We start from the raw sequence: 15,066 nt of genomic DNA on the forward strand, positions 1-15,066 counted from the left end.
TATGTGCAGCTCTGCTTAATTGTGTAATCAGTTAGTTACAATTGTGTTGTATGGCAAAGTATCGAAAACTTGGGTTTGGGCAAAAGAAAAGGAGACACAGTGGTCTCCTTTTGGCTTGTTAGCAAAGATAAAAGTTACGTGCTGTTCGCTGTTTATTGAGCCAATCGGCTACGCACAGCTACAGCGCCTATCGTATGTTAATGTTCTTATCTCGATTTTCGTACATTTCAGGCGTGGTGTGTAATCCACCCGCATAACCCGCTGCTTCAAGTGTTTCTCTTACCTCTCGAACATGTTCAGCCGTGACTGGTTCATTTCGGTCGCCAAGGTTTAAACGCACAAACGTGATTAACTCAGCTAAGCGTTGATCCGACAATACATCCTCGAAACTTGCCATCGGCATGAAGTTTCGATCTTTGTCGAGATAGGTAGGTTGCAAGCCGCGAACGGTTACCGCAATGGTGTTGAATGGGTCGCTGTGCATGATAATGCCATTATTCAACAGAGTAGGGGCGATTGGGTCGCGACCTTTACCATCGTCACCATGACACGCCCCACAAGTTTGACGATACGTGGTGTAGATTTCACTGGCATACGCAGCTTCATCAAACCCTTTAGGCTGTAACTGAACGGCATCACTGGCAATGGTGTTGTTGATGTCCCCACTGAGTAGGTAATAGGACATCGACTCGATATCTTCACGCGTCATCAAGCTTAGGCTGTTTTTCACTACATCAGCCATACCCGCAAAAGCGGTGCCTTTGTCTGAATGTCCGGTGTGTAAAAAGTCGGTGAGTGTTGCTTCATCCCAACCATCGACGTAGAGCTCATTAGCTGTGATATCAGGCGCGTTCCAACCGTCAATCAAGTTACCTTGGAAAATACGTTCTGGTATCAGTGCTTGGGCAATGTTTCTTGGCGTATGGCACTCCGAACAGTGACCAAGTCCTGCGACCCAATATTTGCCTTGTTGCCACTTATCGACATCCTCAATTTCTCCTTTGAGCTCTTCTGGTACTTCATAATCAATAGGGTCTGTATCCATAAATACGATGTTCCAGCCAAGCAAACCTAAGCGAATATTGGATGGAAACATCATGCTGTTGTCATCATTGCGTCGTGGCACGGCAGTGATTGACTGCATGTATTCCCACAAATCGACCATGTCTTGGTCGGTGAGGTATTGATAAGAGGTGTAGGGCATTGCAGGGTACAGGTAACCATTCTTACCTTTACCTGCAACTAACGCAGCTCGGAAATCGTCGAAGTCATAAGTCCCGATCCCTTCGGTGGTGTGTGGCGTTATGTTGGTTGAATACACGGTACCGAAAGGGGTCACAAACGGTAGGCCGCCAGCAAAGGGTTCGCCACCTTCTGCACTATGACAAGCCACACAGTCACCGGCGTAAGCGAGATATTCTCCGCGCTCAACAGATGATGCTTTCAAACTCGCAAGCCTTTGTTGCTCTACGTCACCAGCGTGTCGGATATAAGCCCCAAGCGCGAGTATCTCGCTCTCACTGAGCTGCTCATCAAACGCAGGCATTAGGTTGTTCAAACCGTAATTGATGGTGTGCTGAATCTCTTCAATACTGCCGCCATGAAGCCAGATATCATCGGAAAGATCAGGTACACCAACCGCTGGATTAGCGACAGCACCATCGGCATGACAAGACGAACAGTATTGGACGAACAAGGTTTTACCGAGCTCGACTTTAATCTCCGGCACATCGGTATGACGTTGGTTGAGAGACGCTAGATAGTAGGAGACTTTTGCCACCTCGTCTGGGCGCATGATTTCACTCCAACCCGGCATCGCTCCATTTCGCCCTTTGGCAATCGAATGGATCACAGCTTCATCACTGCCGCCGTATAACCATTCTTGGTCGATAAGATTAGGGAAGTGTTTCTGACCTTGTGCATTATCTCGGTGACAAGCGGCACAGTGAGTTTGGAATAGAATCCTACCGCTGTTGACGATCTCTGGGACAGCAGCTAATCCCTCTAACGTGGTTTCGCTGGTTTGTGCAAATTGCTCATTGAGAGTGGTGGATGGTGAACTGAGCTTATCGTCGCTTTGTTCCCAATCGACTAAGCCTTCCCATTCTCCAAGCCCGGGGTAGAGCACCAAATAACCCGCAGACAAAAGAAATGCCACTGCATAACTGATAAATAACAGCTTAGGTGGAGGCGCATCTTTCTCTTCAATACCATCAAAGGTGCCAATGGTGTGGTCGTGATCGGCCTTGTGATTGCTATGCCAGTATTTAACGACAACAGACACCATCAGAACAAAGAATATTAAGGTTAAGAGTACCGCCCATAGATTCCAGAATGTGCTCATTGTGATACCTCCTGTGACGTATCTTTACCCAGGCTTTGTAAATAGCGAATCAGAGCTTCACCTTTGGTTTTGCCTCTCACTTGCAAACGGGCATCACCAATTTCTTGATCGGTATAAGGCACACCTAAGGTACGTAACACTTCCATTTTGGCGCTAATATCATCGCCAGTCAGAGTCTGCTCAAATAGCCACGGGTAAGAGGGCATGATCGAGGTCGGTACGACTTTTCGAGGGTCAATTAAGTGAATAGCATGCCATTGGTCAGAATACTTTCTACCTAAGTTAGTGAGGTCAGGACCAGTACGTTTAGAGCCCCACAAGTTAGGAAACTCATAGATATCGTCTGCTTCTTGGGTCGGGCGACCATTACGCTTCACTTCTGGCTCTAGAGGGCGAACCATTTGTGTGTGACAAACATGGCAGCCTTCACTGATGTATATGTCTCGGCCTGCTAACTCAATCGGTGTGAGAGGCATCGCTAAGCTGCCTTTGGCAATATCATCGCCACGGACAATGCTTGGCACTACCCAGACCAATAAAGAGAAGGAGGCCACGACAACAGTGGTCAAAATTAAAATGACGATTGAATGTGTAAAGTCTTTACTCATCATTTAAGCTCCTTCATTAACAGTGTGTTTAGCATCATTTGTTACGGGCATACGAACCGTTTTGTACAAGTTGAAAGCCATTAAGAACAATCCAAGTACAAACAGCGCGCCACCAAAGAAACGCATGAATAGCCAAGGTGCTTTAAAGTCCATAGCTTCTACAAAACTGTAAATCAGTTCGCCATTTTCATTTTGAGCGAGCCACATATATCCCTCGCCGATGCCTGCGATCCAAAGTGCTATTGCATAGACGGCGACGCCAGCATGAGCAAGCCAAAAGTGCCATTTAATCAGTCGTCGTGACCATAGATCGGTTTGGCCCCATAAGCGTGGAATGAAGTAGTAAAAAACCGCTATCCCTGACATCCCAACCCATCCGAGAGCCGCGGAATGTACGTGCCCGATGATCCATTCGGTGTTGTGTGCCACCATGTTGAACCAGCGAATAGCGAGTAGCGGACCTTCGAATGTTGCCAAGCAGTAGTAAAGAATCGCTGAGAAAAAGAATAAAAGAATGTAGTCGGACTTCAGCTTTTCTTTATTTTGTAGGAGGGTCATTGCGCTATTGAACGCGCCTGCCCAAGAAGGGAGCCACAGGATCAAAGACATAACGATGCCGATGTTCTGAATCCAGATGGGAACAGAAGAATAAACCAAATGGTGCGTTCCGGCCCACGTGTAAAAGCCGACCAAGCCCCAGAAATGGATCACAGACAAACGGTACGAGTAGATAGGTCGATCCGCCGCTTTGGGTATGAAATAGTAGTTCATACCAATCACACCAGCGGTCAGCAAGAAACCGACGGCATTATGTCCCCACCACCATTGAACAATCGCATCTTGAGCGCCTGCAAACACAGAGTAGGACTTCATCGCCAACACAGGCATCGCGAGGTTGTTCACGATGAAAATCATTGCAACGACGATAATGAATGCAGCAAAGAACCAGTTAGCCACAAAGATATGGCTGACCTTTCGTTTAGCAAGGGTGCCAAAGAACAACACCGCGTACAGCACCCAAACCAACACAATCATCAAGTCGATTGGCCATTCAAGCTCCGCATACTCTTTTGAGGTAGTGTGGCCTGCGGGTAAGGAAATGACCGCAAGTAACAGGATGAATTGCCAGCCCCAAAATACCATCCATGAAAGGCTTTTGTTGAACAAGTCACAATGGCCTGTTCGCTGGGCAATGTACAAAGACGTCCCCATCAAGATATTCACGACGAAGCCGTAAATTACTCCAGAGGTATGTAGCGGACGCAGTCGACCAAATTGGAAATACTGAGAATCAAAGTTTAAGACTGGCCAATATAATTGCGCGGCGAGAATCACGCCGATGATCATACCTACAATCGCCCACACTAAGGATGCAATGATGAAGTACTTCACGACCTTAATGCTGTATTGCGTTGTCACTTGTTCCATAACAAGGCTCCTTGCCTAGAGGTTTGAATCGCTGACTTAATTTGAATCGCTGAGCGAGCCTGCTTCGTTGCCGAGCACAGAATAGAAATAGGAAATGTCACGGATGTCTTGGTCTGAGAGCGTGTCGGCTTGTTGTTGCATGAGAATCGCTAAGCCACTGGTTCTTTCTCGAGTCTGGTAATCTTTCAATGAAGAGATGAGATAACCCACTTTTTGACCGCGAAGGTTCGGGTAGGGATCTTGTGTTGAGATGCCATCAGCGCCATGACAGGTCATACACACTTTAGCTTTTTGTTTACCTAATTCGAATTGTTCTTGATTAACTTCAGCAGAAACAGGAAACATGACCAGCGTCATTACTAGGGTAGAAAGTGTCGCCATGGGGTTAAATTTTTTTATATTCAAACTCATTCTCGATTCCCTTGATTATGAAATGAGTAAGCTTTCTAAGATCAATACACGAGATCAACTGGTGAAGTAGAAACGACTGGAACTCGTTATTAAGTCTCTTAAAGCTGCTTACGTTCGATTAAAGGTTATGCAGCAACCAGCATTCTCGCTACTGACTTACTCATATTTATTGTTAATTTTGTTGTTTCATACGTATTCATAGGGCTTATTGGTTTACTTACGCAGAGTAAAATACGAGTTTTTGTTACTAGACGGTTGAGAAGGAATACGTCAAGCGGGTAGGGAGAGCTGAACGAGAGCGGTGATGGAAGAGACAGAGAAACGGCGAAGTTATTGAAAAACAGCGAGGTGTAGGGGCATTAGGGATAAAGCGATACCAATCAATCTGAGTGGTATCGGTACAAGTTAAATGGTCAATTTATACTAGACTCAAATTAGTGACCTTTTTAAATGGAGTTTAGAATGAGAACTGTATTCTTGTTGATGCTTTGGCTTTGCTCGTTTTCGATTTTTGCAGCCTCAGAGTTAACGGTTTTCGACCACTCCGGGCAAAAGCATGGTTTTAGTAGAGAGCAACTCCTGTCACTTCCTCAAAAAGAAATTACTACCACCTTGCCTTGGGTCGAGGGTCTGACCGTTTATAGTGGTGTGACGTTACAAACGGTGCTTGAAAATATGGATCTACCGATATCATCACAAGTCACTTTCGTAGCATTGAATGACTATAAAATTGCGGTGCCCAAAGAAGATTTTGATACCTATGAACCCATCATTGCGATTAAAAAGAATGGTGAGTTTATGTCTGTGAGAGAAAAAGGCCCGTTTTGGTTGATTTACCCACTCTCTGCGAATCCTGAGACTAATACCCCTGATTTCCATGCCAAGATGATTTGGCAGATTCGTGATATTCACCTGTAGAGGCTAATTATGAAGAAGCTGTTGTCTATGGCTGCAATCAAAGTCGTTGTTTTGTCTTTGGCCGTGGTTGTTCTATCCGTCAATATCTACAGCGTTACTCGAATTAATGACATCAACAAGAGCTTTTCTAATCGCCAAAATGAGGCAACATGGTTTGTTTTCCAATTGGTAAAGGAATACGCGAATTTCTTGATGGTGAGCCGTTCGGATAATCTCAATTACGACGATTTGTGGTTAGCCTATGATATTACGTGGAGCCGCTTTGATATTCTGATCAACAGTACCGAATCTTCTAACTTCATTAAATCTGCCAACTTCAAACCTTATTTCACCGGAGAGTTTGAGAAATTTAAGTCGCTAGAATCCTCAATTAAGTTGGTGAATCAAGGCGCTTTGCCTAAGGAATCACTGCAGAAGAAAATTGATATTTGTTACAACACGCTGGTCGAATTTATTAACGAAAAGTTTCGACTTCAAAGCCCGGTTATTGAAGAAAACACCACAATGGTCGACAAGTTGGTGATGATGCATCAGATAAGCAGCGTATTTCTGGTGTTGCTACTGCTTGTGACAGGAGCGATTTTTTACGTCGACTTTGCCATCAAACGAAAACTTCATTCTACCGACTTCATTACTGGCTTTCGCAATCGAGTCTCGCTCATGCAGTTTGTTAAGAACAGCTATCCAACAAACGGTAATTTCGACCTTTACTTTGTAAGAATCAGAAACCTTAGTGAGATAAACCAAAAGTATGGACTTGAATATGGAGACTTGGTGGTGAGTTCAGCTGCTAAGTCCCTGACGGCAAAGGTACCGGAAAGTACTATCTCGTTTCGTAGTAGTGGCAGTCAGTTTCTATTCTTCATTCCTGAGCAATTGTACACAAGTGATGAGATACAGGAAAAATTCAATGACGTGCTTAAGGATTATATCTCTGCGGGGAATTTAGAATTGATGATTGACGCTGTAGTCAGGCATAAGAAGAACATCAGCTCTAAAGATATGATGGAGCTACTAACGACAATGCAGAGTTAATCCCCGCATCAGCGATAAGTTAGATCATTAGGTTTTGTTGACTGTACGCTCACCATTCTCCCGCTTCACTATCATGGCTTTTGCCATTCTTTATTTGCCTCCTCATTCAATGTGCAGCCAATAGAGAGCTCCTGCTCTGATGAAGATAGTTCTACTACTAGTTATAGCTATAGTGGCTTTCCGCGCTTGAATAGGAAGAGAGGCTTTGAGGTTTAGGTTTAGGTTTAAGGTTACTGCTTTTGAGTGAGTGCAACGATTCGCTCGTTAGATCTCGAACTGCTAACAGACTGCGGGTTTAAAATTGCTTGCGGGTTATGGTTTCGAACAAACTCGATGAATTCCAGATAAGTGAGTGGCTGACTGAAGAGGTAGCCTTGTATTAGGTCACAGTTGGCTTTTCTGAGGTAATGATACTGTTCTATCGACTCAACACCTTCTCCGACGACTAGCGTGTCACAAGAGTGGCCTAAGTTAACCATAGATTCGACCATCTTGCGGTCGGCCTTGTCGTCTACCATGTTATCGATAAAGCTCTTATCAATTTTGAGCTCATCCACAGGGTAGTGGAGAAGTTGGTTAAACGCTGTGTAGCCCGTACCAAAATCGTCAAGGGAAACCTTTAAACCTAAGCTTCTGAGGCTCTCGATTGTCTGGACTGTAAGCTTGGTACTTTTCACATAACTGGTTTCGGTTATTTCTATAATAATATTGCCAGGTGGCACTTTATAACGTTCGAGTACTTTACGGATGTTGTCGGCAAAATTACGGTTGTAGAGCTCCATCGCCGAGATATTAATCGACAGAGTGCCATTGTACTTATGAAGTTCTGAAAGCTCTTTATAGCTTTTGATAGCGGTGCTAATGACCCACATATCGAGCCTGGCAATAAGGTTACTCTTTTCTGCAACTGGGATAAATTCTTTAGGGCCTGCATCGATATCAAATAAGGCACGGCAACGAATCAGGCACTCTGCGCCATCTATCTGAAGTGTCTTGGCGTTAAAAATAGGCATAAAGCGAAGTTCAAAGTTGTCACTTTCGCAGCACTCTAAGAGTCTTTTCTCTACAACGTCATGGCGTTCCAAGGTATGTAACAACTCTTCGCCATAAACAATACGACTTTCGCCATCACTATGAGACTTCGCATTAGCTAACATTTCATCGATGCATCGGTGCCAAATCTCATCGAACTTTGGCGTGTCGAGCGGTAAAACACCTGTTGCGAGTGATAATCGAAACCCATAGTAGTCAAGGAAGGTGGTGCCGGTCAGCGTATTGTTGATGTTCTCAATTTCTTCGTTTATCACTTGGTTCTTACCCATCTCCAAGATCGCGATAAACTGATTCCCTCCCAGTCTGGCTAAAGAGTAATCACTGCAACTAAAGCCCAAAGAGGCTTGTTGGTTTTGTAGTGTCTCTTTCAGTGCTTTAGCTAAGCTTATCAGTACATTATCACCAACTTTTGCCCCGTAGAGATCGTTAATTTTACGAAAATCGATGATGTCCCAACAAACCACATAGCAGTGTGGGCTCATCGAGCTTTTTAGTCGTACATCAAGGTGTCTGATGAAAGAGCGTCGGTTAGCTAGCTTGGTGAGTTGGTCGAATTCGGCTTCGAACTTCAACTCTGTTAATGAGTCTATGTACGCGTTCTTTAAACCATCAACTTCACTTTGCCCTGATGAGCGTTTGAAGTATCTAAGTTTGAGCCCGCCGATCGATATCTCTTGCAGTAAGTCTTTAAGCGGGCGCACGAGTTGGTAACGTACCACTAAATGTACGATCAACATGATCGTAAAGAGAGTACCAAAGCCACCTAACAAGGTTTGTTTAGCGATGATGGCTTTCTCATGGTTGAACTTTTGTTCTCGAATATTTACTTGCGCGATGAGATGTCGGCTGGTCATCTGCACATTGATATTATCTTGGGTTTGCTCAATTGATTTGATAACGAATTGGGTATTTTCAATGTTGGCAGCGTCTGAGGATGGCTCGATTAAGAACTGAATATTGTCATCGTCATTGTATTTGATTAGCAGGCTAGAGAGTTGCATCAGAGGCCCGTCAGCAATCAAGATGTAGCGATTTAAACTGTTACTTGCACGTTTGTCTTGAGGAAGGAGGTAAGGGTCAATTGCTGCAACATACGAGTATCTGAGCTCTCCACTGATCGAGATATAAGAGAAGCCTTCGTGGGAGAGTTCATTTTTGCTGATTAACGAGGTGTATATATCGAAGACTCTTTCGTAAATCTTGTCAGGGATCTTTAGCCCCTCGAAAGGATCGGCTCTGAGAGTCGAAAGCGTTAATTTGAACTTAGGGTCCACGATATAAACATTGCGTTGCCCAAATTGATTGACGTGATTCTGGCTTAATACTCGGAGTACTCGTTTTTCCAATAGCGATAGAGTCGTGTAGTCGCCAGGATTTTGAATGTAGCGGAGGAACTGCAACGAAGAACCGATATCTTTAACTAGTAAGGACAAGCCGAGCTGCTCGTATTCCGCCGCGACTAAAGCGGTGTTCACATCAGATTGCACCTTGTCCAAATACATGTGCTTAGCATGATTTGATGCGAAGTTGTACATCACGATTCCTGCTATCAGGAGCACAAATGTCAGCGTTGGTAAAAGTACAAAATAGAGCTTCTTCAATACTGGCATGAGTTATCTCAAACTGTCGACAATACGATTGCGAATTTGAATGCTACTCGGTTCTAACGGCTGATAAAGGTAGCTGCGATCTAATACTTCTTTATTCGGGAAAAGCTCGGGATCGTTTTGATACTCCTGAGAAGTGAGTGCTTTTGCTTTTGAACTTGGCGTTGCAAACCATGAATCCATTGCGTTTTGAGCGGCGATTTCGGGTTGCGATAAGAAGGAGAGAATCGTGGTTGCCTGTGGAGATCGCTCTCCGTTGTTAATTGCAGCCATACACTCTAACCATAAGGTTGTTCCTTCTAGAGGCACTGTGTAGGCCCAAGATGCCTCAGGTTCGGCATCATTAAGCACATAGCTGTCACCTGAGTATCCGTAGGCGAGGTCGATGTTGGCCAAGTGTTCGGGATGACGAATATAATCGACAACGTATTCATTACTTTCAAGGTGAGGCTTCTGTGCTTGTAGCGTTTTGTAAGCGACTCGAAGTTCTTGTTCGTTGTTGGTAAACGGCTCAAATTGATTCATCAGAAGCGCAGCACTCACCAAATCCGTAGGCTCATAATACATGCTGATTCGGCCGCTGGTTTTGGTTTCAGGGTCTAGAAGAGCGCCCCAAGACTTGGGAGTCTCAACTTTTCCGCTTCGGTATAAGATGCCGGATGTCCCCCAAGCGTAGGGGATTCCATATTCGCCACACCCATCCACCCATCTTGAGTCAAAGTTGCTTGAAAGGGATTGCTGCAAGTCGCTCAGGTTGTGGAATAAGTTCTGTTTAGCCAGCGCTTTCAGTTTCATACTTTCAATGACAACCAATTCAAACGCACCTCGTCGTTCACTCAATAGCACTTCATCACGAATGGACTCGTCAGAAAAATATTGCTGCTTTAGTGAGATGCCGTAGGTATCACTCAACTGGGTAACGACGCTGTCAGATAAAAATTCATCCCAATTGTAGAGATAAATATCATGCTGCTGGCCAAATACAGGGCTAGCCAAAAAGGATGTTGACGCAAGTATTGATACGCAAAACGCTTTCACTGACGGATTCCCTTTCGTACGTGATAACTAAATCGTAGCCCAAAATTTGCAACATGATTCAAATTTAGGCACTTAATTTAACTTCAACTTCATGCATTTCATGCAAATAGCAACTTGCTACTCCTACTTGATACCGAACCTTTATCGTGTGAGGCAAGGATGACTCCGTCGTATCGTATTCAACACAAGTACGTATTCCAGTTTATTGTCCGTGAATAGATTATTTAAATTAATATTCTTCATAATATCCATTCTTACAAGTTATTATGCAAATATTAAGCATTAAATAATGATGCGGTGATTACCTTTTTCGGGTTTTCGCTCGTATTAATCGTCGTTATTCCTTTGTTTTGCCATCGCGATTTACTCTTATGTTTAATGTTCTTTTATCCCTAAAAACACTTCTATAACGTTTTGTTTATCATTTGTTTCGTTTCTCAATAAGTATCGATAAAGTTGTTGCTAAAGACTTGTAGCACAAGGTGATTGTGCTTATTGTGGGCAGCAATATCTAGGTTATGTCCCAACGAGCCATGATTGCCGGTTTGGGAAATGTTGTGCATTTAGGAGCCATTGTGGATTTAGAGATATATCAAGTAGATTCGTTTACAACTCAAGCGTTTAAAGGGAACCCTGCCGGGGTCTGTATCTCCAAAGAGCCGTTGGATGAGTCGTTAATGTTTTCAATCGCTGAAGAGATGGCGGTATCTGAAACGGCTTTTCTCGCGCTTAACACTATGACGCTTAAATGGTTCACTCCCGAAGTCGAAGTGAAGCTGTGTGGACATGGCACACTGGCAACGGTTCATGTGATGAAAGAACAAGGACTGCTTGAGACAGGTGATAAGGTCGTGTTTAACACCTTATCTGGGGAATTATCTGCCGCCGTTTGTGAATCGTCTATCGAGCTTGATTTTCCTAGTACACAGCTATCATTGCGTTCTGAACCCAACCTCACGCTGCTTGAACACCTAGGTTTAGATCCGCATCAAGTAGTTTCATTCAGAGAATTTGACTCTAAGCAGTTAATCGAAGTTTCCAACGAACAAGTGTTATTGGAGCTTTCACCAAACTTTGATGCGTTAAAAGGTATTCAAGGGCGAGGTGTAGTGGTGACAGCATTGGCAGCAAATACGGAACTTGATTTTGTTTCTCGCTACTTTGCACCTTGGGTTGGGGTTAATGAAGATCCTGTGACTGGCTCGGCACATTGCGCATTGACGCAACACTGGGCAGAAAAGCTCAACAAAAGCAGTTTCAGTGCTTATCAGGCGTCTCGTCGTGGTGGCTATATGTCGACTGAATTATTGGCTAATGGGCGAATAAAGTTAATCGGCTCTGCGACCACTGTGATTAGTGGTGTGTTGAAGCTTTAGATTTTTATAGAAGCTTTAGAGCGCTGTTTGCTCTGTTTTGTTGTAACCGCCTAGTATGTTTTATTCGATTATTCACCGTGAAAGAAGCGGCTAGGGCGGAATGTTATTATTGAAGGAATCACCGTGTCTGCCTTTTATCTTTCCCAAGTATTAGTCGCGATAGCCATTTGTTTTGATCTTCTGTCATTCCAATTCAAGGAAAGGAAGAAAATCGTCACTTGTCTGTTCTTTGCTGGCGTTCTTATTTCGAGTCACTTTATCCTTCTTGAACAATGGACAGCGGCGAGCTTAATGACGATTGCCACGATTCGCTATTTGACGAGCGTATTTTCTACCTCGTCTAAGTTTAAATATTTGTTTTCTTCGATGTCGGTGGTCGCAACCGCAGTGACTTACTCAGGGCTGACCAGCATATTGAGTTGCTTTGCCTCCGTATTTCAGACCTTTGCAGCCTTCAATAAAGATGACCGTCGATTAAGAGAATTGATGATCATCGGAACCAGCTTTTGGTTGGTTCACAATTATTTAGTTGGTTCGCCAACAGCGGTTGTTATGGAGGCGCTGTTTATCTGCAGTAACTTGGTGGGCTATTACCGTTTTTACTTCAAAAAGAGTGCCGCTGCTTAGGTTTACAGTACAGCTAAGGCCCAAGTTGTTAATCAATTCAATGCTAGCTAGGAGAGCTTGATGCCAAACATTTACAATGATGTTCCTTCATCAATACCCAATGAAATATTCAATGACCTGATTGCCAACGACAACATTCGAATCGAGAGAATACTCTCATATGGTCACAGTTCACCAGACGAGGGTTGGTATGATCAAGATGAGAATGAATGGGTAATGGTGATCGATGGGCAAGGGGTGATTGAGTTTGAAGATGGTCGCATTGTTACCTTGTCTAAAGGGGATTATCTCAATATTTCCGCAGGTGAAAAACACAAGGTGCTGAGGACGGATAAAGATGCGGTGACGATCTGGCTCGCTGTGTTTTATCGTTGATATCTTGCTCTAAAGCTGAGGCTGTTAGGTTATAAAGCTTGCTGATTCAGCTGTTTATTTTCACCTCAGAAAGGACTTAAGACAAAAAGGAGTATGTTGTGATTAGAATTCGAAACTATCAAGCGAATGATGACAAAGCACTGTGGGAGATCTTCTTTCATACCGTACGTAACGTGAATGTTCGAGATTATTCTCAACAGCAAGTCGAAGCTTGGGCACCCAGTAGCTTTGACTTTGCGTTATGGCAAAAGCGTATGAATGGGTTACAACCCTTTGTGGCTGAACTCGATGGTTGCGTAGTTGGCTATACTGACCTGCAACCAAGTGGCTTGATTGATCACTTTTTCTGTCACCACGAATATCAAGGGAAGGGGGTAGGGAAAGCGTTGATGGAACATGTTTTCACTGTGGGTCGAGTTCGTGGTATATCGAGATATTTCTCTGAAGTAAGTATTACCGCAAGGCCTTTTTATGAGCACCTTGGCTTTAAGGTAGTAAATGAACAGGAAGTCGAAATGCGTGGTGTAAAGCTGACCAATTACGTGATGGAAAAGGTAGTTGAAGATAGAAAAGTCAGTTGAATAGGCGGGCTAGTGTTCGTAGGGATACAGAAACCGAGTTTGAAATATTAATGAACCTTTTTAAGGATAACTTTGCCTGATCTATTGATATTGTCGATGAGTTCAAATTGTGTGCAAGATAATTTGTCTAATCTAAACATTGAATGAATACAAGGAGTGTTGTTCATGAGTCATGTGAGTAGATCTAAACTATATACATTGGTGTCGATGTTGTCCTTCGCTGTTGGCGTTCTTGCCTTAGATGCTGGGGTGTCGGGGCTATTTCCTCTCTTTGTTGTCGTCATCTCATTCTTTTCATTTGTCATCAACTCGTTTCTTTGTTTGTTCGGAGGTAAACGCGAAGATGGCTTTGATGCCTATCAAAAAGCAAATCAGACTCGGTCGCGAGCACTGGTCAAAGGCTTAGAAGACTCGAACAAATAAACCTATGCCTTCAGACGAACGGTAATCTCATTTTTGACACAGTTTTCACCTGCTTTTTGTTCTCTTATTCAAGAAAAATCATCTCTTTAGAGATAATATTCACTTCAACCAATATCAGTGAAGGAAGTAAAGTGGGTATTGAAGCTTTAGCGTTTGTGATGGACGCATTAATCACCGCATGTTGTATGTACATCGCCTCTAAAATGTCTTTCGTGGTCGCAGATTTTAAATCCCTTCTTACCATTGCTGTTATCGTTGCTCTGGTGTCATTGATTCCAACAGTAGGTTGGGTGTTAGGGTTGATTCTGTTTGTGTTCCTACTCGGGAAAGCGACGCACTCTAGTATTGGTGACTGCATCTGGGTAGTGGTCTTCACGAAGGTGGTATCGATGGCGGCCTTTCTGATATTCGGGCGCTTGTTTATGTAATCCGGGTTCTTGCTTATATAAAGGCAGGTTCGGCTAGTTTGATACCGATCTTAACTTGGTATTTAAACGTCAAAAGGGTGTGAGCCTGTCACACCCTCTAAGAACCTTTGATTTGTGTTCATCTTTATTATTTAGGCAGTAATACAGCATCAATCACATGGATAACACCATTACTTGCTTCAACATCTGCCATCACGACCTGCGCTTTGTTGACCATCACGTTGCCGTGATCAATTCCTACCATTACCGCTTCGCCTTGCACTGTTACGGCACTATCAAGTTTCATCACTTCAGACGCCATTATTTTCCCTGGCACCACATGATAGGTCAGTACTGCAATCAGCTTGTCTTTGTTTTCTGGCTTCAACAGCATATCAACCGTTCCTTCTGGTAGCGCAGCGAACGCTTCATCCGTTGGCGCAAACACTGTGAAGGGACCGTCACCTTTCAATGTTTCAACTAAGCCTGCCGCTTTTACCGCTGCTACCAAGGTGTTGAAAGAGCCGTTTTCAGCCGCCACGTCAACGATATCTTTCTTCATTCCGTGGTGATCAGCGTGAGCAAAAGCCGTAAAAAGAAGCGTCGCAACTAGCACTGACATGGTTTTGATTAATTTATTAAACATATTGTCTTCCTTTGAGTTTTGTCCGTTATTTTCGAGAGGTATTACGAAAGCCCACTCGTGATAGATCAATTTGTTGTGTCTTTGAGTGAATGGTTAGCGATATCGACAGCGTCAAGCGAATAAACTTATATTGTTAAATGCTTGTTATAATTCCATTTTGATGCTTATAGTTATTTGGTGATTATTCAA

At 43.7% G+C, this 15,066-nt stretch carries 15 protein-coding genes; 8 read left to right on the forward strand and 7 right to left on the reverse strand.

Annotation, left to right across the window (positions count from 1 at the left end):
* Nucleotides 1-187 precede the first annotated feature (187 nt).
* Genes A6D97_RS13685 through A6D97_RS13700 form a run of 4 tightly spaced genes read right to left on the reverse strand, consistent with a single transcriptional unit; the run spans nt 188 to nt 4,791 of the window.
* Nucleotides 188-2,344 carry a cytochrome c gene (locus tag A6D97_RS13685; RefSeq protein ID WP_065584623.1) on the reverse strand — a complete coding sequence of 719 codons (2,157 nt, stop codon included), beginning with the start codon at nt 2,342-2,344 and terminating at the stop codon, nt 188-190.
* Nucleotides 2,341-2,955: a cbb3-type cytochrome c oxidase subunit II gene (locus tag A6D97_RS13690; RefSeq protein WP_065584624.1), complete on the reverse strand. Its 615-nt coding sequence runs from the start codon at nt 2,953-2,955 to the stop codon at nt 2,341-2,343. The genes A6D97_RS13685 and A6D97_RS13690 overlap by 4 nt, the downstream gene beginning before the upstream one ends.
* Nucleotides 2,956-4,380, reverse strand: a complete 1,425-nt coding sequence (gene ccoN, locus A6D97_RS13695; RefSeq protein WP_065584625.1) for a cytochrome-c oxidase, cbb3-type subunit I — start codon at nt 4,378-4,380, stop codon at nt 2,956-2,958.
* A gap of 36 nt (nt 4,381-4,416) precedes the next feature.
* A complete protein-coding gene (locus tag A6D97_RS13700) occupies nt 4,417-4,791 on the reverse strand; it encodes a cytochrome c (protein ID WP_029235248.1) in 375 nt (124 codons plus the stop codon).
* Between the two features lie 462 nt (nt 4,792-5,253).
* On the opposite strand from A6D97_RS13700, the gene A6D97_RS13705 reads away from it, so the two are divergent.
* The gene (locus A6D97_RS13705; RefSeq protein WP_017064717.1) at nt 5,254-5,709 is read left to right on the forward strand and encodes a hypothetical protein; all 456 of its coding nucleotides are present in this window, start codon (nt 5,254-5,256) and stop codon (nt 5,707-5,709) included.
* A 9-nt stretch (nt 5,710-5,718) separates the two neighbouring features.
* The gene (locus A6D97_RS13710; RefSeq protein ID WP_017060027.1) at nt 5,719-6,744 is read left to right on the forward strand and encodes a GGDEF domain-containing protein; all 1,026 of its coding nucleotides are present in this window, start codon (nt 5,719-5,721) and stop codon (nt 6,742-6,744) included.
* 230 nt (nt 6,745-6,974) lie between these two features.
* Here the strand turns inward: A6D97_RS13710 and A6D97_RS13715 are convergent, their stop codons facing one another.
* Both A6D97_RS13715 and A6D97_RS13720 read right to left on the reverse strand, forming a co-directional pair.
* A complete protein-coding gene (locus A6D97_RS13715; RefSeq protein ID WP_065584626.1) occupies nt 6,975-9,407 on the reverse strand; it encodes a bifunctional diguanylate cyclase/phosphodiesterase in 2,433 nt (810 codons plus the stop codon).
* Between the two features lie 3 nt (nt 9,408-9,410).
* Nucleotides 9,411-10,442 (reverse strand): spermidine/putrescine ABC transporter substrate-binding protein, encoded by a 1,032-nt coding sequence (locus A6D97_RS13720; protein WP_017060025.1) that lies wholly within the window; start codon nt 10,440-10,442, stop codon nt 9,411-9,413.
* A 575-nt stretch (nt 10,443-11,017) separates the two neighbouring features.
* On the opposite strand from A6D97_RS13720, the gene A6D97_RS13725 reads away from it, so the two are divergent.
* The 6 genes from A6D97_RS13725 (at nt 11,018) to A6D97_RS13750 (ending at nt 14,252) form a co-directional block, all read left to right on the forward strand.
* Nucleotides 11,018-11,818 (forward strand): PhzF family phenazine biosynthesis protein, encoded by an 801-nt coding sequence (locus A6D97_RS13725; RefSeq protein WP_065584627.1) that lies wholly within the window; start codon nt 11,018-11,020, stop codon nt 11,816-11,818.
* Between the two features lie 123 nt (nt 11,819-11,941).
* Entirely contained in the window at nt 11,942-12,445 is a 504-nt protein-coding gene (locus tag A6D97_RS13730; RefSeq protein ID WP_017060023.1) for a YgjV family protein, read from the forward strand.
* A gap of 60 nt (nt 12,446-12,505) precedes the next feature.
* Nucleotides 12,506-12,820, forward strand: a complete 315-nt coding sequence (locus A6D97_RS13735) for a cupin domain-containing protein (protein WP_065584628.1) — start codon at nt 12,506-12,508, stop codon at nt 12,818-12,820.
* A 98-nt stretch (nt 12,821-12,918) separates the two neighbouring features.
* The gene (locus tag A6D97_RS13740; protein WP_017069854.1) at nt 12,919-13,401 is read left to right on the forward strand and encodes a GNAT family N-acetyltransferase; all 483 of its coding nucleotides are present in this window, start codon (nt 12,919-12,921) and stop codon (nt 13,399-13,401) included.
* A 165-nt stretch (nt 13,402-13,566) separates the two neighbouring features.
* Complete coding sequence (locus A6D97_RS13745; protein ID WP_017060020.1) at nt 13,567-13,824, forward strand: hypothetical protein; 258 nt, start codon at nt 13,567-13,569, stop codon at nt 13,822-13,824.
* Nucleotides 13,825-13,955: 131 nt separating this feature from the next.
* Entirely contained in the window at nt 13,956-14,252 is a 297-nt protein-coding gene (locus A6D97_RS13750) for a hypothetical protein (RefSeq protein WP_017064710.1), read from the forward strand.
* Between the two features lie 127 nt (nt 14,253-14,379).
* Here A6D97_RS13750 and A6D97_RS13755 read toward each other — a convergent pair whose 3' ends face one another.
* Nucleotides 14,380-14,877, reverse strand: coding sequence for a fasciclin domain-containing protein (locus tag A6D97_RS13755; RefSeq protein ID WP_017064709.1), 498 nt, complete (start codon nt 14,875-14,877; stop codon nt 14,380-14,382).
* Between the last annotated feature and the right edge of the window lie 189 nt (nt 14,878-15,066).

The organism is Vibrio sp. ZF57 (genome assembly GCF_001691235.1).
In the GTDB taxonomy this organism is placed as follows: Bacteria; Pseudomonadota; Gammaproteobacteria; order Enterobacterales; family Vibrionaceae; genus Vibrio; species Vibrio crassostreae_C.

Excerpts from the sequence above, each read along its gene's own strand:
- A6D97_RS13715 (WP_065584626.1), bottom strand. The coding sequence starts at position 9,407 with ATGCCAGTATTGAAGAAGCTCTATTTTGTACTTTTACCAACGCTGACA.
- ccoN (WP_065584625.1), bottom strand. The coding sequence starts at position 4,380 with ATGGAACAAGTGACAACGCAATACAGCATTAAGGTCGTGAAGTACTTC.
- A6D97_RS13700 (WP_029235248.1), bottom strand. The coding sequence starts at position 4,791 with ATGAGTTTGAATATAAAAAAATTTAACCCCATGGCGACACTTTCTACC.
- A6D97_RS13705 (WP_017064717.1), top strand. The coding sequence starts at position 5,254 with ATGAGAACTGTATTCTTGTTGATGCTTTGGCTTTGCTCGTTTTCGATT.
- A6D97_RS13685 (WP_065584623.1), bottom strand. The coding sequence starts at position 2,344 with ATGAGCACATTCTGGAATCTATGGGCGGTACTCTTAACCTTAATATTC.
- A6D97_RS13710 (WP_017060027.1), top strand. The coding sequence starts at position 5,719 with ATGAAGAAGCTGTTGTCTATGGCTGCAATCAAAGTCGTTGTTTTGTCT.
- A6D97_RS13755 (WP_017064709.1), bottom strand. The coding sequence starts at position 14,877 with ATGTTTAATAAATTAATCAAAACCATGTCAGTGCTAGTTGCGACGCTT.
- A6D97_RS13690 (WP_065584624.1), bottom strand. The coding sequence starts at position 2,955 with ATGATGAGTAAAGACTTTACACATTCAATCGTCATTTTAATTTTGACC.
- A6D97_RS13735 (WP_065584628.1), top strand. The coding sequence starts at position 12,506 with ATGCCAAACATTTACAATGATGTTCCTTCATCAATACCCAATGAAATA.
- A6D97_RS13745 (WP_017060020.1), top strand. The coding sequence starts at position 13,567 with ATGAGTCATGTGAGTAGATCTAAACTATATACATTGGTGTCGATGTTG.